General features: G+C 43.8%; 19 protein-coding genes and 2 pseudogenes. 12 read left to right on the top strand and 9 right to left on the bottom strand.

Annotated elements, in window-relative coordinates:
- The first annotated feature begins 136 nt into the window (after positions 1 to 136).
- The 3 genes from nth (at position 137) to AC3CHU_RS04915 (ending at position 1,958) form a co-directional block, all read left to right on the top strand.
- Complete coding sequence (nth, locus tag AC3CHU_RS04925) at positions 137 to 772, top strand: endonuclease III (protein ID WP_102455702.1); 636 nt, start codon at positions 137 to 139, stop codon at positions 770 to 772.
- Between the two features lie 126 nt (positions 773 to 898).
- Positions 899 to 1,315, top strand: coding sequence for a lactoylglutathione lyase (gene gloA / locus AC3CHU_RS04920; protein WP_054547234.1), 417 nt, complete (start codon positions 899 to 901; stop codon positions 1,313 to 1,315).
- 208 nt (positions 1,316 to 1,523) lie between these two features.
- Complete coding sequence (locus AC3CHU_RS04915) at positions 1,524 to 1,958, top strand: DUF2753 domain-containing protein (RefSeq protein WP_004734047.1); 435 nt, start codon at positions 1,524 to 1,526, stop codon at positions 1,956 to 1,958.
- Between the two features lie 95 nt (positions 1,959 to 2,053).
- On the opposite strand, the gene motY is transcribed toward AC3CHU_RS04915, so the two are convergent.
- The gene (gene motY / locus AC3CHU_RS04910) at positions 2,054 to 2,935 is read right to left on the bottom strand and encodes a flagellar protein MotY (protein WP_146455994.1); all 882 of its coding nucleotides are present in this window, start codon (positions 2,933 to 2,935) and stop codon (positions 2,054 to 2,056) included.
- Positions 2,936 to 3,123: 188 nt separating this feature from the next.
- Between motY and rnt the strand changes: the two genes are divergently transcribed.
- Both rnt and AC3CHU_RS04900 read left to right on the top strand, forming a co-directional pair.
- Positions 3,124 to 3,768 (top strand): ribonuclease T, encoded by a 645-nt coding sequence (gene rnt / locus AC3CHU_RS04905; protein ID WP_017061178.1) that lies wholly within the window; start codon positions 3,124 to 3,126, stop codon positions 3,766 to 3,768.
- A gap of 65 nt (positions 3,769 to 3,833) precedes the next feature.
- Positions 3,834 to 5,159 (top strand): Na+/H+ antiporter family protein, encoded by a 1,326-nt coding sequence (locus tag AC3CHU_RS04900; RefSeq protein ID WP_054547232.1) that lies wholly within the window; start codon positions 3,834 to 3,836, stop codon positions 5,157 to 5,159.
- A gap of 222 nt (positions 5,160 to 5,381) precedes the next feature.
- Here AC3CHU_RS04900 and AC3CHU_RS04895 read toward each other — a convergent pair whose 3' ends face one another.
- Entirely contained in the window at positions 5,382 to 6,011 is a 630-nt protein-coding gene (locus AC3CHU_RS04895) for a DsbA family protein (protein ID WP_054547231.1), read from the bottom strand.
- 97 nt (positions 6,012 to 6,108) lie between these two features.
- Positions 6,109 to 6,447 (bottom strand): Grx4 family monothiol glutaredoxin, encoded by a 339-nt coding sequence (locus tag AC3CHU_RS04890; RefSeq protein ID WP_017076187.1) that lies wholly within the window; start codon positions 6,445 to 6,447, stop codon positions 6,109 to 6,111.
- A 269-nt stretch (positions 6,448 to 6,716) separates the two neighbouring features.
- On the opposite strand from AC3CHU_RS04890, the gene sodB reads away from it, so the two are divergent.
- From sodB to AC3CHU_RS04875, 3 genes are all read left to right on the top strand, one after another.
- Complete coding sequence (gene sodB, locus AC3CHU_RS04885) at positions 6,717 to 7,301, top strand: superoxide dismutase [Fe] (protein ID WP_004734050.1); 585 nt, start codon at positions 6,717 to 6,719, stop codon at positions 7,299 to 7,301.
- A gap of 295 nt (positions 7,302 to 7,596) precedes the next feature.
- A complete protein-coding gene (locus AC3CHU_RS04880; protein ID WP_004734051.1) occupies positions 7,597 to 8,100 on the top strand; it encodes a VC2046/SO_2500 family protein in 504 nt (167 codons plus the stop codon).
- A gap of 278 nt (positions 8,101 to 8,378) precedes the next feature.
- A complete protein-coding gene (locus tag AC3CHU_RS04875; RefSeq protein WP_054547229.1) occupies positions 8,379 to 9,062 on the top strand; it encodes an SDR family oxidoreductase in 684 nt (227 codons plus the stop codon).
- Positions 9,063 to 9,252: 190 nt separating this feature from the next.
- On the opposite strand, the gene adhE is transcribed toward AC3CHU_RS04875, so the two are convergent.
- A complete protein-coding gene (adhE, locus tag AC3CHU_RS04870) occupies positions 9,253 to 11,958 on the bottom strand; it encodes a bifunctional acetaldehyde-CoA/alcohol dehydrogenase (RefSeq protein WP_054547228.1) in 2,706 nt (901 codons plus the stop codon).
- A gap of 638 nt (positions 11,959 to 12,596) precedes the next feature.
- Between adhE and AC3CHU_RS04865 the strand changes: the two genes are divergently transcribed.
- Positions 12,597 to 13,235, top strand: a complete 639-nt coding sequence (locus AC3CHU_RS04865; RefSeq protein WP_004734056.1) for a YchE family NAAT transporter — start codon at positions 12,597 to 12,599, stop codon at positions 13,233 to 13,235.
- A gap of 150 nt (positions 13,236 to 13,385) precedes the next feature.
- Complete coding sequence (locus AC3CHU_RS04860) at positions 13,386 to 14,228, top strand: ion transporter (protein WP_026012221.1); 843 nt, start codon at positions 13,386 to 13,388, stop codon at positions 14,226 to 14,228.
- A gap of 166 nt (positions 14,229 to 14,394) precedes the next feature.
- On the opposite strand, the gene asd is transcribed toward AC3CHU_RS04860, so the two are convergent.
- Positions 14,395 to 15,513 carry an aspartate-semialdehyde dehydrogenase gene (asd, locus tag AC3CHU_RS04855; protein ID WP_017079532.1) on the bottom strand — a complete coding sequence of 373 codons (1,119 nt, stop codon included), beginning with the start codon at positions 15,511 to 15,513 and terminating at the stop codon, positions 14,395 to 14,397.
- A 500-nt stretch (positions 15,514 to 16,013) separates the two neighbouring features.
- Here asd and nhaC point away from each other — a divergent pair, with 500 nt between their 5' ends.
- Entirely contained in the window at positions 16,014 to 17,450 is a 1,437-nt protein-coding gene (gene nhaC, locus AC3CHU_RS04850) for a Na+/H+ antiporter NhaC (RefSeq protein ID WP_017079531.1), read from the top strand.
- A 95-nt stretch (positions 17,451 to 17,545) separates the two neighbouring features.
- On the opposite strand, the gene AC3CHU_RS04845 is transcribed toward nhaC, so the two are convergent.
- The 4 genes and pseudogenes from AC3CHU_RS04845 to yejK all read right to left on the bottom strand — a co-directional run bounded on the left by AC3CHU_RS04845 (position 17,546) and on the right by yejK (position 21,281).
- The gene (locus tag AC3CHU_RS04845; protein ID WP_114633826.1) at positions 17,546 to 18,724 is read right to left on the bottom strand and encodes a chemotaxis protein; all 1,179 of its coding nucleotides are present in this window, start codon (positions 18,722 to 18,724) and stop codon (positions 17,546 to 17,548) included.
- 76 nt (positions 18,725 to 18,800) lie between these two features.
- Positions 18,801 to 19,196, bottom strand: a pseudogene (locus AC3CHU_RS04840) (Hpt domain-containing protein); the annotation flags it as partial.
- A 185-nt stretch (positions 19,197 to 19,381) separates the two neighbouring features.
- Positions 19,382 to 20,171: pseudogene (locus AC3CHU_RS04835) on the bottom strand (Hpt domain-containing protein); the annotation flags it as partial.
- A 105-nt stretch (positions 20,172 to 20,276) separates the two neighbouring features.
- On the bottom strand, positions 20,277 to 21,281 hold the full coding sequence (gene yejK / locus AC3CHU_RS04830) for a nucleoid-associated protein YejK (RefSeq protein ID WP_488525173.1): 1,005 nt from the start codon (positions 21,279 to 21,281) through the stop codon (positions 20,277 to 20,279).
- Between the two features lie 84 nt (positions 21,282 to 21,365).
- Between yejK and AC3CHU_RS04825 the strand changes: the two genes are divergently transcribed.
- Positions 21,366 to 21,593 (top strand): YejL family protein, encoded by a 228-nt coding sequence (locus AC3CHU_RS04825; protein ID WP_004734063.1) that lies wholly within the window; start codon positions 21,366 to 21,368, stop codon positions 21,591 to 21,593.
- The last annotated feature ends 16 nt before the right edge of the window (positions 21,594 to 21,609 follow it).

Below are 21,609 nucleotides of genomic sequence, written 5' to 3'. Positions count from 1 at the left end.
ACATAATAATGACGCTCATAAGAGCGCGTAACCGATGATAAAGCCTGAACCATTGCGGAACTTGTTATTTTGAAACTAGTAGTTTGAAAGAACTTCGCCGGAACTCAAGCCCTAACTATTTGAAAGTAATGTCGCTATGAACAATGTAAAACGAGTAGAAATACTTGAGCGTTTAAGAGAAAACAATCCAAAGCCAGAAACTGAGCTTAACTGGAACAGCCCTTTCGAGTTGCTGATCGCCGTGCTCTTATCTGCGCAGGCAACCGATGTCAGCGTCAACAAAGCCACTGATAAGCTTTACCCCATTGCTAATACGCCACAGGCTATTTTCGACCTAGGTGTCGATGGCCTAAAAGAGTACATCAAGACCATAGGCCTGTTTAATTCGAAAGCAGAAAACACCATCAAAACGTGTCGTATGCTGCTTGACCTACACAATGGTGAAGTACCGGAAGATCGCGCTGCATTAGAAGCCCTTCCTGGCGTTGGCCGTAAGACTGCCAACGTAGTATTGAATACCGCTTTCGGTTGGCCAACCATTGCCGTTGACACTCACATCTACCGTGTATCAAACCGCACCAAGTTAGCGATGGGTAAAACGGTCGATGATGTTGAAGCTAAGCTGCTCAAAGTCATTCCAAAAGAATTCAAACTGGATGTCCACCATTGGCTCATTCTTCATGGTCGTTACACCTGTGTCGCGCGTAAACCACGCTGTGGCAGCTGTATCATTGAAGACCTATGTGAGTTCAAAGAGAAGACAGACGTCTAGGCTCATAAGCTGTTAGCCCTAAGCGAAAGAGGCTAACAAGCCTATTGGCCAAAAAGCGCCGCGTTTATCTAGCGGCATAAAACAGAATTACAAAAACGTATACATAATTAAAGCTAGGAGCAAATCATGTCAAACGGTCGTATTTTACACACCATGCTACGCGTGGGTGATCTAGACAAGTCTATCGAGTTCTACACCAATGTAATGGGCATGCAGCTATTACGTAAGAACGAAAACAAAGAGTACGAATACACGCTGGCTTTCGTTGGCTTTGGTGATGAATCTCAAGGAGCTGTGATTGAGCTGACTCACAACTGGGGCACGACTGAATACGACCTTGGCTCAGCTTTTGGTCACGTTGCTATCGGTGTTGATGACATCTACACAACGTGTGATGCAATTAAAGCAGCAGGCGGTAACGTAACGCGTGAAGCTGGTCCGGTTAAAGGCGGCTCTACACACATCGCATTCGTTAAAGATCCTGATGGCTACATGATTGAACTTATTCAGAACAAACAAGCAAGTGCTGGTCTAGAAGGTTAATTCCTAACAAACCGCTATGAAGTTTGGCTTTGAAAATAAAAGCCTAAACCAATACAAAAAGAAGCGAGCGTAGTGCTCGCTTCTTTTTTATGTTTCCATGCATGAACAATACCCTTCACCAATTATTATTAACAATCTAACTAATGGAACTTTACATGATAATGATTATCATTTAAATTAACCACCTATTGATTAGTGAGGTAATACAATGATTAGCGAATGGGAAAAACACACGTTACTTGCCGATACTGCATTGCAGCTCGACGATCCTGTACGAAGTATTCTTCACTATCAGCAAGCATTGAACTTGAGCGAAGAAATCACTGAGCGTACCGATATTCAGGCTGACGAACGCCTACTGATCTCAGTGATCTCTTGCCACAATCTCGCGCAATTCTGGCGATGGGCTGGTGATACCGAATACGAGCTCAAGTATCTTCAATTGGCTTCAGAAAAAGTGCTGACACTGATCCCGCAGTGCCCTAACACTCAATGTTCCAGCTTTATCGATTCTATTGGTTGCTGTAAGAAAGCACTGATCGATTTTATGAAACGCCATCCCAACCCTAAAATTGCTTCTATGGTAGAAAAGATCGATACCGCGACCAACTGTGAAATGATCGCTCGTTTCCGCTTGAACTAAACGAGTTACTTTTAGACAATGGCTCCAAATTTTAAAGACAAAAAAGCCCGTCATTACGACGGGCTATCTGATTTCAAAACAAGCAATTATTCTGCTCAAACCTGCGTACGACCTAAAGAGATAACAACGCGTCGGTTCTTGTCTTTACCAATTGGCGAATTGTTGTCTGCAATCGGGCGACGTTTACCATAGCCCTGAACTTGGATACGATCTTCTGGCAAGCCTAAAGATTTGAAGTACTCTCTTAACGATTCCGCTCTGCGCTCTGAAAGGTTTTGGCTAATTCCTTTGCTGTCGACAGAATCGGTGTACGTTGCCACCAGCACAAGATCGATGTCTTGGTTATAGCGAACGTAATCGGCGATCTGGCTCAGCCTTTTGCGCGACGACTTGTTCAGCTGATCACTGTTACGGTCATAGTGCAAAATAGTGAAAGAGATATCTTCAAAGCTGTAAGGCAGCAGGTTAGCAACACAGTCACTGAACACATTGTATTTTTCTTGGAATAACACCGACGACAGCGACACTTCGATTCGCTGGTCGCGGCTCTGCCACTCTTGGTAACTGAATGTCGGGTAGCGCCCTTTCTCCAACTCACTCAAGATTCCCCACGCCGTTTGACCGCCAACGTAGCCATCAAATTGTTGGAAGAACTTAATGGTTGTCATGCGATCAGCACTTTCACCCGGACGCCAAGGTGGCGGCATCGAAATCAAGCTGACATTACGCGTAGCACCCATCGGGCGACGCATTTTAAGCTCAAAGTCCAAAATGATTTTTTTACTCGCGCGAGATGTAAACTCAGCATCACCAAAATTTGGGATAGGGTGAACCAAGCGGCATTCGAGTGGCGTGTTGGCCACCATCTCCCACGTCGACTGTTGAGGAGATGCTCCGTAACGCTTTTCTTGTGCCATTACTGGTGACGACATAAGTAGCGAAAATAGCATTGAACCTGTTATGAGTTGTTTCTTCATAAAGTGGAGTATCTCTTAAGCAATTCGTTTAACAATGCAGCCAATTGCCGCATTTTTCTCTCACGTTTAAATATGCAATTATCAAGCCGCAATGGATTAGGTAATTTATGATTTATTGCCCTTCCCTAGTTTTTATCACTGCTATTATCTGCAATAATGCAGCCTTAATCACACTTATTTGGGCTAACATGACTGTAGAAAACGAAGCTCTGACCCTAAAAAAACGCTTTCGTGGCTATTTTCCAGTGGTCATCGACGTGGAAACCGCAGGGTTTAACGCTGAAACCGATGCATTATTAGAAATCTGTGCCATTACGTTAAAAATGGATGAGAACGGAGATCTGCACCCTGCATCAACGCTTCATTTTCACATTGAGCCTTTTGAAGGCGCAAATATAGAGCAGGCAGCATTAGACTTTAACGGAATTAAAGACCCATTTAGCCCATTACGTGGTGCTGTGTCGGAACAAGAAGCCCTTAAAGAAATCTACAAGCTAGTGAGAAAAGAACAAAAAGCTTCAGATTGCAGTCGCGCAATCATGGTTGCTCACAACGCTACATTCGATTTGAACTTCGTTAATGCAGCAAGTGAGCGCTGTAAGCTTAAACGCGTCCCTTTCCATCCATTTGCTACTTTTGACACTGCAGCTCTTAGTGGTCTCGCCTACGGTCAAACCGTTTTGGCTAAAGCTTGCCGCACTGCAGGGATGGAATTTGACAACAAAGAAGCACACTCTGCTTTGTATGATACGCAAAAAACCACAGAGTTATTTTGCGGCATTGTAAACAAATGGAAAGCCCTTGGTGGTTGGCCTCTTGTTGACGAAGAATAAAAAATAGAGTCGGTAAACGTTCACTCGTATTGCCTTCATAAAAAACACAACATCCCGAGAATAATATGAATCCTGTTGTAATTTCAGTTTGCATCATGCTGGTTTTAGCTTTGATGCGCGTAAACGTAGTCGTTGCTCTCACGTTCAGCGCAATTATCGGTGGCGTAGCCTCAGGTATGGGCTTGAACGACGCAGTCGCGGCTTTCGAAAGCGGATTAGGTGGCGGTGCAACTATCGCACTTAGCTACGCTATGCTTGGTACATTCGCTGTTGCTATCTCACGTTCTGGTATCACAGATCTGCTTGCTCAAAGCGTCATTAAGCGTATTCACGGTAAAGAGAACAGTGCAGCGTCTAATGGTCTAAAATATGGCATCCTAGCGTCTTTGATCCTAGTGACCATGTCTTCGCAAAACGTAATCCCTGTACATATCGCCTTTATCCCAATCTTAATCCCACCTCTATTAGGCGTATTCGCAAAAATGAACCTAGACCGTCGTCTGGTTGCGTGTGTACTTACTTTTGGTCTAATTACTCCGTATATGGTTCTACCGATCGGTTTTGGTGGCATCTTCCTAAACAACATCCTGCTAAAAAACCTTCACGACAACGGTCTTGAAAACGTAGTAGCAAGCCAAGTACCAATGGCAATGTTGTTACCAGCTGCAGGCATGATCTTTGGCCTTCTTACGGCTGTATTCTTTACTTACCGTAAGCCTCGTCAATATAAAGAAACGTCTCATACTGTTGTTTCAACCGAAGTGAAAGAGATCAACAAGAAGCACATTCTAGTGGCTGCTGCTGGTATTGTTGCTGCGCTAACGGTTCAGCTATCGACGGGCTCTATGATCATCGGTGCTTTGGCTGGTTTCATGGTATTCACCTTCGGTGGCGTAATCGCTTGGAAAGAGACACACGATGTCTTCACTAAGGGTGTTCACATGATGGCAATGATCGGTTTCATCATGATTGCAGCGGCAGGTTTTGCGGCGGTTATGAAGCAAACGGGTGGCGTTGAGTCTCTGGTTGAAGCACTTTCAACAAGCATTGGTGACAACAAACCTCTAGCGGCACTGCTTATGCTAGTCGTTGGCCTGTTGGTAACAATGGGTATCGGCTCTTCGTTCTCTACGATTCCAATCCTTGCGACTATCTACGTTCCACTAGCGGCTGCATTTGGTTTCTCACCAATGGCAACGATCGCTTTAGTAGGTACAGCTGCAGCGCTAGGTGATGCGGGCTCTCCGGCTTCTGACTCAACATTAGGTCCAACGTCTGGTCTAAATGCTGATGGTCAACACGAGCACGTTTGGGAAACCGTTGTACCGACATTCTTACACTACAACATCCCACTGATCGTATTCGGTTGGGTTGCGGCTATGGTTCTGTAATTAGGTTCTTTAGCTAAGAATCGATACGCAATAAACCGTAAGTAGTAAGCTATAAGCTAAAGAAAGACATTATAAAGACCGCCTCGTGCGGTCTTTTTTGTTCCTGGGATTCATTCCACTCTTCCTTCCTCTCAATGAACCGGCGACGCCAAACAAAAAAGGCTTACTCTGATGAGTAAGCCTTGGAAATAATTTGCATTAATACAGACAACTCTCGCAGAATTATGCAGCGGGAGCGTTGTTCACAAGCACTTCACGAATCGACTTAAGCGTCGCTTCAGTCGATTGGTAATCTAACTCAACTTCACTAAAGATACCGTTCACTTCAAGCATTAACGTCGGGTAAGAATGTACGCCCATCGCTTCTTTAAAGCCTAACTGGTCATCTAATTCACTTTCCAATAACTTACTAGAAAGATCATTTTCAAACTGTTGCACATTCATCCCTAGCTCTTCAGCTAACTGCAAATGCGTTTCTTGGCTGTGTGGCAACATCGCACGAAGATAGTAAGCGTGTTGAATTGCTTCAAGCATCGCTTCGTAATGGTCTTGAAAACCAGCAGCGATCACGGCACGACAAGCAGGGTAAGTGCTGCGAACTGGTTGGCATTCAGTCCAAAATTCGTGGTTGAACTCAGTACCCAACTTAGCTTCAATCTGCTTCCAGATAGCTTGCAGCTTACCTTTCATCTCTTCTGACATTGGATCTTCAGAATCAGGGGCCAAACCACCGACTACGTAGTTAAACTCAATACTCGCAGGTAGCTGCTGTTTTAAGAGTTCTAATGTTGGCTTATAACCCCAGCACCAACTGCACATTGGGTCATGCACATAATGAAGTTTTACGTCCATTGTTCATTCCTTATCGAGTCTTTCAAACCATTCAAACAAAAAAGGAGCCTCATTAAGGGCCCCTTCCATTCAATATTTAAGCACAAAGGCTTAAAGCTTACTCTGCGTCGTCGCCAGCTACTTTAGCAGCCGCTTCTTTAACGATTGGCTGAAGTTCGCCTTTTTGGAACATCTCAAGAATGATGTCACAACCACCGATCAGCTCACCGTCAACCCAAAGTTGTGGGAACGTTGGCCATTGTGCGTAAGCTGGAAGCTCTGCACGGATGTCAGGGTTTTGTAGGATATCTACGTAAGCAAATTTTTCACCACATGCCATTAGAGCTTGAGATGCTTGAGAAGAAAAACCACAGCTTGGCAGCTTAGGAGAACCTTTCATGTAAAGTAGAATGGTGTTTTCTTCAATTTGCTGTTTGATTTTATCGATAGTTTCCATTGCTTCCTCGTTAATGGATTACGGCTTTTATTGCCTTTATTCTACCCCAAACCAAAAGAATAAAAACCATATAAAAAAAGCGGTTTACGAGCTAAGCTAACAATTCACACAAAAGTGATGAATTAAGCTTTTAATAAAGTAAAAACTTGCTAAACTATATCGCAAGTCAGCAAATTGACCATGGTTGGCTGTAAAGCGAACCATGAATAATAATATCACTGGAAGCAATCGAAAGAGTTAACTCTTTCATATCAATGGAGAATTGAGCAATGGCATTTGAACTACCGGCTCTTCCTTACGCGAAAGACGCGCTAGAACCACACATCTCAGCAGAAACGCTAGATTTCCACCACGGTAAGCACCACAACACTTACGTTGTTAAGCTAAACGGTCTTATCCCAGGTACTGAGTTTGAAGGCAAAACACTAGAAGAGATCGTTAAGACTTCTACTGGTGGTGTTTTCAATAACGCTGCTCAAATCTGGAACCACACGTTCTACTGGCACTGTCTTGCTCCTAAAGCAGGCGGCGAACCAACTGGCGCTGTTGCAGAAGCTATCAACGCTGCATTCGGTTCTTTCGAAGAATTCAAAGCGAAATTCACTGATTCAGCAATCAACAACTTCGGTTCTTCTTGGACTTGGTTAGTTAAGAAAGCTGACGGTTCTCTAGACATCGTTAACACTTCTAACGCTGCTACTCCTCTAACAGAAGAAGGTGTTACTCCACTTCTAACTGTTGACCTATGGGAACACGCTTACTACATCGATTTCCGCAATGTTCGCCCTGACTACATGGCTGCATTCTGGAACCTAGTAAACTGGTCTTTCGTAGAAGAGAACCTAGCTAAGTAATTATTACTTACGCTGCGCTATTTATAGCGAGTTATCTATTGAAAGCTCATGCCTCGGCGTGAGCTTTTTTGTATCTGTCGTATTCCACAAAATCTAGACCTTTCTTAGCCTAATAACCTATTAGCCTATTAGCCTATTAGCCAGTTAGCCAGTTAGCCAGTTAGCCAAGAGAGCTTACTTCTCGACCAACTCCTATCACTCTTCCCCACCCTGCATAAATTCTCTATTTGCCTGTAATTAAACACTAAAGTTTGCCGACTCCATGCCGTTAAAGGTGTATCCAATGAGAGGCAGCATGCAAATACATACTTTAGACAAAGCAGGAATCATCAACGAACTGAAGTTCGGCATCGGGATCAGCCAAGCGGTTGAGCAAGGTCGCCGTGCAGATTTCGCGTTGCTGTTATCTATGTTTTCTAATGACGTTCGTGATTGCACGCCGATTGATACCATTGAAGTCACAGAGACAACTGAAGATCGCCTGCGTAAACACTTCGGCGTTGCAGAGCCGCAACAGCTGCGTTCGAACCAATCCTCGTATGAGATTTCAGCTCAGCAATCTAATCATTTTCATCAAGCTAGCCTTGCCAGCGCAAAACTCAGCCATTACTTGAAACCGGAAGCCCTTGCCTTCATGCCTGAAGATACGGCCGACTTACCCGAAGAGGTTTACCAAAACCTTTCTGGTCATGACCGACGTAAATTGGCAAACAAACAGGTACCTGATTTGCCACTTGCTACGCTCTACAATGAACTATCAACTGCACAACGTCAGTACCAAATTCAAGCTCAAGTATAGCTGCCAACTACCTTTCCTCTTTTCGCTCTCTATCCACTGCTATTCTTGATTAGTTCGCCGCATTTCAAATTATTCACATGAATGATATGAACCACCAGCCTTGGGTGAGCGTGAAATACAAGTTGTCGATTACTACTTGAAGTTACTGCGAAATGTGAGCTGCCACTAAGTTCATAAAAACTTATCAATTGGCACGCCTTAGTTTGAACCTCTTCACACCCATTGTATGAAATTTAACCCATCCTTATCCGACATGGACGATTTATTTAGGTGCTGGGATGGAAATAAAAAGCTCAATTATATTGGTGACATCTGCAGGCTCGCGACTCGGAGGGACGATTGCGAACCACTTTGTTAACCTTGGAGCCACAGTCATCCTTTGTGATAAAGACACGGAAGCACTTCAAGCGACCTATTTACAATGTGCTCGTTTTTCTGACTCGGTTTACCACTACACGCTCAAAAGTAATGATAACCAAGCAATTCTCAGTGTGTTTGATTTTATTCAAACCACCTTCAACACTACGCCCGATGTACTGGTCAATAATTGGATAAGCTCTCCGATGCCAAGCCTAATTGGCGATCAGCCTGTCAGTAGCTTTATCAATGATCTTTCTTCTATGGCTACGACTCTTTTCGCATTTGGGCAAATCAGTGCCGAGAGATTACGAGAGGAGGATAAAGAAGGCGTTATTGTGAATGTGATCTCTCACGATGATTTCCATGACGTGTCCGGCTTAGAGAGTGCGAACTCAATGATCACTGGCTTTACCCATAGCTGGGCCAAAGAACTGACTCCATTTGGTATTCGAGTCGGCGGTGTTGTCCCTGCAGTCCATAACTCCGATGGCAAACTCAACCGATGCCACTGGGCTCAGCTGCAAGATGAACTGACCAGAACAACGGAATACATCGTCTCTAATGATTACTTTAGTGGGCGAGTGGTCGCTGCTGAGGTTTAGTTCTTCCTCGATGCCAAGCACATTTGAGCCATTCATTTCTAATCGAGTGACGTTACTCTAGCCTTTCAAGCCTCGTAGAGCAGGCAGTAAACATAAAAAAAGCCCCAGTCTCTCGACTAGGGCTTTGATCTTTTCCCGATAGATAAGGTTCGTGCTAGCGAAAACTTATCTCAAAACTAATACTTACTTATTATGCGTTAGCTTTTTCTTTTTTAGCTTTTGCCGCTTTCGCGTCAGCTGGCTTTTGGTCAGCTTTCTTAAGAATCACTGTAGTGCCTTCGAAAGTTTCACCTTCAACGTAAGGAGTACCGAAGTAAGACGTTGTTAGTACTTCTTTTAGCTCAGTGATTAGTGGGTAACGTGGGTTAGCACCTGTACACTGGTCATCGAACGCTTCAACAGCTAGCTCGTCTAGTTTAGCGATGAAGTCAGACTCGTTAACACCCGCAGCTTGGATTGATAGTGGGATGTCTAGGTCGTTCTTAAGCTCTTCTAACCAAGTTAGTAGACGTTCAATCTTCTGAGCAGTACGGTCACCAGCTTGGCTTAGGCCTAGGTGGTCAGCAACTTCAGCGTAACGACGACGTGCTTGTGGGCGGTCGTACTGAGAGAATGCAGTTTGCTTAGTTGGGTTATCGTTCGCGTTGTAACGTACAACGTTTGAGATAAGTAGTGCGTTAGCAAGACCGTGTGGTAGGTGGAACTCAGCACCAATTTTGTGAGCCATTGAGTGACACACACCTAGGAATGCGTTCGCAAAGGCAATACCAGCAATCGTTGCAGCGTTGTGTACTTTCTCACGAGCGATTGGGTCTGCTGAACCGTTTTTGTAGCTTGATGGTAGGTATTCTTTAAGCATCTTAAGAGCTTGTAGAGCTTGACCATCTGAGTATTCGTTCGCAAGAACTGATACGTAAGCTTCAAGAGCGTGAGTTACGGCATCGTAACCACCGAACGCTGTTAGAGACTTAGGCATGTTCATTACTAGGTTAGCATCAACAACAGCCATGTTTGGCGTGATTTCGTAATCCGCTAGTGGGTATTTAGCACCAGTCTTGTCGTCAGTAACAACGGCGAAAGGCGTAACTTCTGAACCCGTACCTGAAGTTGTAGTGATACATACAAGCTCAGCTTTTTTACCCATTTTAGGGAACTTGTAGATACGTTTACGGATATCCATAAAGCGCATTGCAAGTTCTTCGAAGTGAGTTTCTGGGTGCTCGTACATAACCCACATGATCTTAGCAGCATCCATTGGAGAACCGCCACCTAGAGCAAGGATTACGTCAGGTTGGAAGCTCTTCATTGCTTCAGCGCCTTTCTCAACAACAGACAATGTTGGATCCGCTTCTACATCGAAGAATACTTGAACTTCAATACCCTGTGCTTTCAGGATTTGTACTACGTCGTCTGCGTAACCGTTGTTGAACAAGAAACGGTCAGTTACTAGGAATGCGCGTTTCTTACCTTCTAGGTCGCTCATTGCGATTGGAAGGCTGCCACGACGGAAGTAGATAGACTTAGGTAGTTTGTGCCACAACATATTTTCAGCTCGCTTCGCTACAGTTTTCTTGTTGATAAGGTGCTTAGGACCTACGTTCTCAGAGATAGAGTTACCACCCCATGAACCACAACCAAGAGTTAGAGAAGGTGCAACGTTGAAGTTGTACAGGTCACCGATACCACCGTGAGTAGTAGGGATGTTGATTAGGATACGAGCCGTCTTCATCTTGTCACCGAAGTAACGAATACGATCTGCGTTTACGTCTTGGTTAGTGTAAAGACCAGACGTGTGACCGATACCACCGATTTCAACCATCGTTACCGCTTGAGCAACAGCGTCTTCGAAATCGTCTGCGCGGAATAGACCTAGAGTTGGAGACAGTTTCTCGTGAGCGAATTCGTCATCGTAAGAAACTTTACCAAGACCTTCACCTACAAGAACTTTAGTATCAGCAGGAACTTTAACACCCGCCATTTCAGCGATTGCTGGAGCAGGTTGACCTACGATCTTAGCGTTTAGGTTACCGTCGATAAGAAGAACTTTACGTACTTTATCTGCGTCAGTTTTAGATAGAACGTGAGCTTTGTGAGAAGCAAAACGCTCTTTAACTTCGTCATATACTTCGCTAACTACGATTGCAGCTTGCTCAGAAGCACATACTACGCCGTTATCGAATGTTTTAGACATAAGAATAGATGCTACAGCACGTTTGATGTCAGCTGTTTCATCGATAACAACAGGAACGTTACCAGCGCCAACACCGATAGCAGGCTTACCAGAAGAGTATGCTGCTTTAACCATGCCTGGACCACCAGTAGCTAGGATAAGCGCGATACCGTCGTGCTTCATAAGCGCGTTAGAAAGCTCTACAGATGGTTGGTCGATCCAACCGATGATGTCTTTTGGTGCGCCCGCTTTAACAGCCGCATCTAAAACAAGTTTAGCAGCGTCGTTAGTAGAGTTCTTTGCACGTGGGTGTGGCGAGAAGATGATGCCGTTACGTGTCTTAAGAGAGATTAGAGATTTGAAGATTGCTGTAGAAGTTGGGTTCGTTGTTGGAACGATACCACAGATGATACCTACAGGCTCAGCGATAGTCATTGTGCCTAGGCTGTCATCTTCTTCTAAGATGCCACATGTTTTTTCGTCTTTGTATTTGTTGTAGATAAATTCAGATGCAAAGTGGTTTTTGATAACCTTATCTTCAACAATACCCATTCCAGATTCAGCAACTGCTTGTTGTGCAAGTGGGATACGAGCGTGGTTAGCAGCAAGAGAAGCTGCACGGAAGATTGCGTCTACTTTCTCTTGAGAGAATGTTGCAAACTCTTCTTGTGCTGCTTTAACGCGAGCTACTAGAGCATCAAGTTCCGCTAAGTTAGTTACAGGCATGGTGGATCTCCTAAAATAATAAATATTAAAAACTTTTTATTAAATTCGCTGCTTGCCTTTAACCTTAAACATCAGCGTTCTTAGTAAATTGCTTTCAGGACTGAGTATATTATTTCACTGTGTGAAAAAAATTGACCCAGATCAGTTACCCAAAAAGAATTAACCAGAAAGTAGTAAGGCAATCGCAAAAATTAACTTAAGAGCATGATTTACATAGATTAATATCACACTTTCCGTTAGCGCAAAAAACAAGCAAACAGACAACTTTTTTCTACATAGCGTCATAAACTGTAAAAAAGTTTCATTTTTAGTCCGTTAAATTACATGTATACAGCTATATTCGTGCTACTGAGAGTATATCCATACCGTTGCAGCGGCTAGATTCTGACATAATTTTTATTAAATTCGTGCGATGGTTAACAGTTACTCAATAACAAGTTACAAAATGAAACACTAACAACTAGCTTTCAACAAGGCGAATACAAAAGTGAGATTCAATTAGTTTTTCTAAAAAAAATCCCCTATTTCAGGTTAGTTTTTTTCATTCGTGCAAATTGAGTTTGTCCCTTACATTACGCGCTCTGACTATTCACAGATCAACACTTCAACTTTAAGTACGCTAACTGGAGACCGCTCTCATGCAAGGCTTAGAACTCGCAATTTTTATGCAATTCTTCCTTGGGCTTGTTGCTGCCGTAAACCCTATCGGCATCATGCCTGTTTTTGTTTCTCTTACTGCTCATATGCCGCCAGAAGAGAGGAACAGGACAGCCTTACAAGCAAACATAGCAGTTGCCGTTATCCTGATTGTGTCGCTTGTTGCGGGGCAAATGCTGCTTGATATGTTTAGCATCTCGCTAGATTCATTTCGTGTTGCAGGTGGTTTGCTATTGCTGAGCATCGCATTTTCGATGATGAGCGGTAAGCTCGGTGAAGATAAACAGAACAAACAAGAGAAATCTGAATACATCAGCAAAGAACAAATCGGTGTTGTTCCACTGGCTATGCCGCTAATGGCAGGCCCGGGTGCAATCAGCTCGACCATTGTTTATGGTTCTCGCTATCCTGCAGCCATTGATACCGTAGGAATTGGCATTAGTATCATCGCGTTTGCAACGTGCTCTTGGCTTCTGTTCCGTTCAGCGCCGGTTATCGTTCGCTTTTTAGGTCAAACCGGTATCAACGTTATCACTCGTATCATGGGCTTGATTCTCGGTGCATTGGGCATCGAGTTCATCGCTAATGGTCTACGTAACCTGTTCCCAGGTTTGGCATAACATTTAACGGTATTTCAGTTGCTCTAAAAAGGGCAACCACTACTGAACGATAGATGAGGCGAGTAAAGCAATTGGGCTTTCACTCGCCTCGTTATTATGAAGCTTGTATAATGATTGTTAATGCATTTAACAGAAGATGAATCTTTCCTTATGTCACGCAAGCCACTCAAGCATCATTTGTACGTCATTATCTTTGGTACTCACACGCCAGCCGGACGTGCATTTGATATCTCTCTGATCGTTGCAATCTTGGCTTCGCTGTTGGTTCTGATCTTAGAGTCCATCCCTAATGTGATGACCGAATGGTCACAGCAGCTGCGTTATATCGAATACACCTTTACAGCCCTCTTTACTCTCGAGTATTTGTTGAGACTTTATTGCTCTCCAAAACCCAAATCCTACGCCACCAGCTTTTATGGTGTCGTTGACCTATTAGCGATTCTTCCGACCTATCTAGCGATCATCTTCCCAGGCGCTTCATTTATGGGTGTGGTGAGACTGCTGCGTGTGATGCGTATCTTCCGAATCCTAAAACTGGTTCGTTACCTGCAAGATTCCAATATCTTGTTGCGCTCACTGTTGATGGCACGACGAAAGATACTGATCTTCTTCAGTACAGTGGGTATCTTGGTCGTTATCTTCGGCGCTCTGATCTTTGTTATTGAAGGACCAGAAAATGGCTTCACCAGTATTCCCCACAGTATTTATTGGGCAATCGTAACCATCACCACGGTTGGCTACGGTGACATGATCCCCCAAACCGCGTTAGGTAAAGCGATCGCTTCACTTACCATGCTATTGGGTTACTCTATCCTAGCCGTCCCAACGGGTATCATTACCGCAGAACTCAGTAATGAAATGAACTCACACAAAGAGTTGGTTAAGTGCCCGAACTGCAACCGCGCTGGCCATGATTCGGATGCCATGTATTGCAAACACTGTGCGAGTGAATTGGCAGACCCAGACAAGCGTGTCGTCACCGACGAGAAATAAAAGCAGACACGAGATTCGAGTAGCGAGATGCGAGATGCGAGATGCGAAGAGATTTAAGGACAGTTTCGAGGGCCGAATAACGAGATATCAATAAACTAAAAAGGGTTGACGTTTATCGTCAACCCTTTCGGTTTATCAGCTAATAGAATTTAAGCAATCTTGCCTATTACGCTTTCTCAGCAAGGATAATGCGCAAAGTACGACGTAGTGGTTCTGCAGCACCCCAAAGTAATTGGTCACCGACAGTGAACGCGTTCAGGAAGTCGTTACCCATAGACATCTTACGCAGACGACCTACTGGTACAGACATAGTACCTGTTACTTTCGCTGGTGTTAGCTCCTGTGCCGTGATGTCACGGTCATTAGGAACCACTTTAACCCAATCATTGTGCGTCGCGATGATCTCTTCGATCTCGTCCATTGGCACGTCTTGCTTAAGCTTGATTGTTAGTGCTTGAGCATGACAACGCATTGCACCTATTCGTACACAAGTACCATCAATCGGGATTGGCTGACCATCTAGGCCAAGAATCTTGTTCGCTTCAACACCTGCTTTCCATTCTTCTTTGCTTTGACCATTTTCACGCTTCACATCGATCCAAGGGATTAGTGAGCCCGCAAGCGGAGCACCAAATTGGTCTGTTGGGAATGAAGATGAACGAATGGTATCAGCGACTTTTTTATCAATATCAAGGATGGAACTTGAAGGGTTTGCTAGCTCTGAACTTACGCTATCGTTGATCACACCCATTTGTGAGATCAGTTCACGCATGTTCTTAGCACCGGCACCAGAAGCCGCTTGGTAAGTCATGGCACTCATCCACTCGACCATACCTTTCTCGTAAAGGCCACCCAAAGCCATAAGCATTAAGCTCACAGTACAGTTACCACCAACGAAAGTGTTAGTACCGCCGTGAATGCCTTGCTGGATTTGAGCCAAGTTAACAGGATCAAGAGTGATGATTGAATCAGCGTCCATACGTAAGGTAGAAGCCGCATCAATCCAGTAACCTTTCCAACCTGCTTGACGCAATGCTGGGTATACTTTTGATGTGTAATCGCCGCCTTGACAGGTAATCACAGCATCAAGCTGTTTTAGGCTATCAATATCAAAAGCGTCTTGAAGTAGACCCGCATCTTTACCACCTAGAACAGGGGCAGGAATACCAATCTGAGATGTGCTGTAATAAACAGGCTCAATCAAGTCGAAGTCTTTCTCTTCAACCATACGTTGCATTAGTACAGAACCAACCATACCGCGCCAACCAACTAGACCTACTCTCATCGCTCACTCTCCATGTATAAATTAAAAATTGCTCTCCCCCATCTATAAGTTTTTCAGAAACAGAACTCAAGCGCTTTTTGTCAAAAAGTGTAACTTTTTCGTTTCTTTTAAGTGAACGTAATGAATCGTGCAGTTATCTCTGTATCGACATTCAATGTCTACACCATTGTTAAAGCACCCATTATCGTCAAATTCAAACATTTACATCGCCAAAACCGCTTGAATCGACACCTATCACAAACAGTAAATCCCTCTTTTAAACCAAGGTTAATCAGAATTATATTTTACAAAACGAAAACAACGTGCGACAAACTCCAACATGTAACAATCATGAATTTAACAAAATTTCAGATTATGAAACCACAATTGATTGAGTTAACAGTCAAATATCACAACTTGGGCGTATTTTTTCGATATAATAAACTAATTACTGTAGTGTCCGTTTTGCACCACACACTATAACGAAGCACTATAAATGCTCGAATTAACAAGAGGCTTTTATGAAGCAGAGTAAAACTCGCCTACCGAACCTATTACAGGTATTCATCGCGTTAGGACTATTTCTATCCCTTGCTTTTTCCTTTACAGCAAAGCTTGACCTTCCAATTCAACTTGCCTTGTATATTGGTTGGTTCATTATCATGGTTCTTGGTATTCGTCTTGGCCACGAATACAAAGACTTAGAAAAAGCAGCACTCAAAGGAATATCCAATGGCTTAGGCGCGGTTTTAATACTTTTAGCCGTTGGCGCTCTTGTTGGTACTTGGATCTCAGGCGGGATCGTACCTACTATCATTTACTATGGTCTGAAAGCTATCCACCCTTCTATCTTCCTTTTAGCGACCATGATCATCTGTTCTCTAACCGCATTGGCGACCGGTACGTCTTGGGGTGCCGCGGGTACTGCAGGCATCGCGATGATGGGTATTGGCCAAGGCTTAGGTGTTCCAGCACCAATTACAGCGGGTGCGGTACTATCAGGTTGTTACTTCGGTGACAAGATGTCTCCACTTTCTGATTCAGTGATTCTGGCTTCTTCAATGTCTGGTGTCGAAGTGGTTGAACACATCAAAGGCATGCTGCCTGTTGCGCTAATCAGCTACATTATTACTGGTATCATGTTTACTGCGTTTGGTTTCCACTACGCAGGTAATGTTGACATGAGCCAAGTAGATTCTGTCATCAAAGCAATGGAAGTTCAGTTCTACATCACGCCTTACTCATTCGTTCCAGTACTGATCGTGCTTGGCCTGTTGGCTTTCCGTATGCCTTCATTCCCAGTAATCAGCTTTGGTTCTCTGCTTGGTATTATCTGGGCAGTCATGATCCAAGAGATCGATTTCCTAACGGCATTCAACACTGCTTGGGCACCGTTCTCTATCTCATCTGGCGTAGAGTTTATTGATTCGATTCTTAACCGTGGCGGCATGTCTTCAATGCTTGGTTCGGTTGCGGTTATCGTATTTGGTCTAGGTTTTGGTGGCTTACTGGATAAAGTGGGCGTACTAGAGACAATTGCTAAAGTGTTCGAGCGCCGTGTAAACAGCGCAGGTTCTCTAGCTACGAGCACAATTGGTACGGCTTTCATGGGTAACGTGTTCGGTTCTGCGATGTACGTATCGTTAATCCTTACGCCAAAAATCTGTGCGAAGAACTACGACCGCTTGGGCTACAAACGTAAGAACCTATCTCGTAATGCTGAGTTTGGTGGCACGTTAACGTCAGGTATGGTTCCTTGGAGTGATAACGGTATCTACATGGCGAGTATTCTAGGCGTTGCAACGCTATCTTACGCACCGTTCATGTGGCTAAGCTTCATCTGTATCATCGTGACTATCGTTACCTCTTACATGGGTTGGTTCGTTGATAAGTGTGAACCAACAGCACCAGCCGTTGAAACTGAAGAAGCGGCAGAGCTTACTAAGCAGCAAGCATAAGTTAATGCCTCAGAGCTTTAGAAAGTAAGCACAAAAACGTTAATGATATAAATGCAAAAAGAGCGCCCTAGAGCGCTCTTTTTTAATCTACTGGTTCATCTATTTATGGTTCGCTTACCCAGCCAGTAACCGATGCCTAACGGTGCAAAAAACACCACTAAGATAAACAGGATGAAGTAGATAATCACACCTTTGATTAACTCCATCAGTTTATCAATAGCAAGTACCACCACCTCTTGAGATACGCGGTCAAGGTCTTGCGTAAACAACTCCCTCTCTGAAGTCACGATACCTGCAATCTCAATGCGCTCTTTCGCAATCATCTCTACCAGAGCTTCTCTTTCACGTGTCACCATTTTTTCTAACGCCACACGCTCTTCAGTGAGCATCGCTAATTTCTGGTCTGTCTTGTCGCTAAGATCGTTGAGTAGAGGCTGCATTTCTGTCGACATAATAGAAGCCAGTGTTTGCATGTACTCAGGGTTGTTCTCGATGAAGTCTTGCATGCTTGCTGACGTTTGACGAAGACTTTCTAATGTCATAGACAGGTCTTCACCCGTTAGCGAGCTGTTTAACGCAACCAGCTCCGCTTTCCAAGACATTAGTTTAGGCGTCTGGTCAGCCATCAAACTTAAACGATCGGATGCGTCACTCATTGCTTCTGGCATGGTGCCTAAGCTCTGGACAATTTGTGACTCGTCTTTACCTAGATAGTTCAGCCATTCACGGTAAGCGGGGGTGATTCTGAATGTGAGGTCTTTAAATGGGTGGCTAGCAGCAAACTGCGCAACGAACACTTTGCTGTTCTTGAAATCACTCGAGCTCAATACACCCTTTGCCAGTTTTTCTGCTTCTTGATCAAGAAAACGAGCAGTCTCTACCGCATGATCCGTCGCGAACAGATCCGCACCATCGCCTTGGCGATAAAACTGATTCATTTGGGCAGTGAACACCCACGAGTCGATTAAGGCAGACATCGGTGAAGTTTGATAAGCCGCTTGCTGTAAGCCCTGCTCCGCATGGATCTTCCAAAGCAAGACATAAGATTGATGTAAGGTGTCATCAGCAGGGTAAGATTGAGCAATGAGATCGGCAGAGTCTTCTACTCGCATAAAAAACATCTTGCCGTATTCACGCGTCATGATTCGAGCATTCAGCTCTTGTTGAGTGAGAGGCGTCGTCTGAGTATCTAACTTAACTTCTAATAGAGAACAACCACTTAGCGCAATACTAAGCACCAACACCATCCAACGTCGACTCGAAAATCGTAACATGTAAACCTCTGACAAAGACTAAGGGCGCGGATTGTATGAGCACTTCGTCAGAGTATTGTCAAAATTCCTACAAAAGTTAACGCTGCTTATCTAAATATTCAAACGCAGCATCTATAGAGGCTTTTATTGCCGCCTCTAGTTCTTCTAAATCGTGTTCACTGATCGCTCTCGACTGTTTCATTGTCATTTCAATAGTTGCTGCAATGATCGCTAATCGAGACGCTTTGATACTGCCTGCCACACCTTTTAAGCTATGTACAATACGAGCAGCAGAGGTTTCATCTTTAGTGAGAAGAGATTTGAACTTCGTGTAATCATCAGCGTGATCTTGTACAAAGACGCCAAGTAGCAATTCGACAGACTCAGCATCACCATCAAGCGTTTCTAGCATGTCTTCAATATCAATCGCAGGCTTTGAATCAGTGACACTTGCAATGTGTTTCTCTGCCACTGGAGCTTCCTCTGTGTTCTGCTGAACAATTTCCTGGCTTGCTACGTTAATGCCCTCTTGAGCTTGAAGGTCGGAATGTTTGCTCGTTGGCGTAATCTTCAATACGGAAGGGTCATTAGTTGGTTGTCTCACCGCAGAGAGAGCATTTTCCTTACTTGAATCGGCTAATGGTTCAGGACTCAGTTCTTTGTCTGTTTGTTGAATCAATTTTCTCGATCTAACGCCCCACAACACTAGTGTGATCATCGTTACCAAGCTTAAACCTAGCATCACTAGCAATAGGTTAAACTGACGGTCATGGAACTCAGCTTCAAGTTTAATGATCTGTTCGTTCACCGAGTTTTTCTTGATTTTATCGACTAAATAATTGAGCTGAGCGTAATCACTCAACAACGCTGAGGCATCAGCCAATAACTGTTGCAGTGCGTCTTGCTCTTCAGTTTTTAATGAATATGATTTTTCTAGAATGGAATCAAACGCACGATAAGTCGCTGACGAGCTTTGATTGTCAGAATACATCGCTTCAAAGACAACAACGCCGAATTCATTGAGTAGCGGTTTTAGTTTAAGGGAAAGCTCTTTATCAGCGCGCAGTATCTTAATATTGTCAACGATGTCTTGAACCTGGCTTTCTATCGGGATGAACTCATCAAACTTTTCTAGGAACTGATCGGCTACGTAAAGCAGTTGATTCGCATCAGGACGAAACAAGGCGTGTTGAAAATCAGATTCAATCTGCAGTCGGATCGAATAAACCAACTGAGCATCAAGTGCTAACTCATTGATACGAGAGACTCGCAGCGGCTCAGAGAAATAAAGCGATTGCCTCAATTCATTGACGCGAATACCGAGTTCTTCAATTTGAGCAAGAGAATTGGTGTAGGAACGGCTTAGATTAAGGAGAGCCAATGAAGGAAGTAGCCACAGAGCCAAGAGCACAACCAAGAAAGTGGCCGGTTTTTTAAAGCGTTTGGGCTTTGCTACTGATTGTTCCATCTATATTCCTTGTGCGTGTTAACTTGAAGCCATGACACTTGCTAAAAGACTAAGCACAAAACAAGCGACAACATCTTGCTGCCGCTTTTACTCATTAACTTCGGACTATGACTTATTGCGAGTCAGTTGGTCACGTAAGTTCGGTGGAGTGCCTTTAATCGTTAGCGTGTCTGCCTCCGGATCGTAAAAGATACGTTCGCCTAGAAGCAGACTATCAAAACTAACATTCAAACCGCCACCAGCACCAACAAATTTTGTTAGTTTACGCATAGTTGCGCGATCAGCGGGGAAACTGTCTTCTAACTCGTAGCCTTGCTCACTAGTATAGTCAAAGAAGCTTGTACCATCAGTGCTTGCTGGCAGTTCTCCAGAAAGTTCACGAACTTGAACTTCATCGCCCGCTTTTAGCTGTTCGTTACAGTAATCCGCAACCTGCTTTTTATAGCTGATCGCTTCTTCTTTTTCTAACTTAGAGTCTGAAACGAAATCTTCTACCGCTTGCATCAGTACTTGGTTTTGCTGTTTCGCATCCAAACCGACTTCAGCTTGTAAGAAATCTAAGAAGAAATCCGCGACTTTACGGCCAACACGTCCTTTAATGTAAGTTAAGTAACGGTTTGACTCTTTGTCTGTGTCGTATGTTGAAAGGTCAAGGCGCGCCACAATATCCATCTTTGAGATATCAAGGTAATCAGTCGCACTGATGTCTAACCCTTCAGTCACTTTCAAACTTTGGTTCGAAGGCAGTAAACCGATGAAAAGGTAGTCTGTCGCCAGTGATTGGTATTCAGCGAGTACCAAAGTGCCTTCGTCAGCAAATGGGTATTTCGATAACTCATCTTTTAGACGTAGCGCACTTTTTTGAGAGAAATCATAGAAACTTTGCTCTCCCGCTCGAAATTCATGCAACGACTGCTGGAATTCGCTGTCGGATTTGAAAGAACCAAACCCTTTACCTGCTTTTGAATTAAAAACACGGTGAAGTTCAGCAACTAGGCTTTCAGATGAAGCATCGTTCTCTAGAGATTCAGCACGATAGTTAACAATCAGTTCATCCTGATCGTTCTTGCTCAGCTGGTGTAAAATTACGTTGGAAAGGTGAAGGCTCATAGTGAAAATATTACCGTTCAGGTTTCAGTTGTCGTGCATAGTAGGTTATCATAAGCCGCTTTTACTATCATTATTAGAGTCCTTATGCCGATTATATCTAAATACACAGATGATCAAGTTGAAAAAATCCTAGCTGAAGTAGGTGCTGTACTCACTAAGCACAAAGCTTCACCAGAACTTTCACTGATGATCGCTGGAAATATCGCAACCAATGTCTTAAATCAGAATGTTGCTGCTTCACAACGCAAAGGAATTGCTGAAAAATTTGCCGAAGCTTTAATCTCTTCTCTTGAAGATAAAAAGTCTCACTAAATTTGATTGACGGATA

The organism is Vibrio sp. QJM3NY_39, assembly GCF_057785895.1.
Note: the sequence above shows the minus strand (reverse complement) of the source record. Positions and strands in the feature narration are given on the sequence as shown.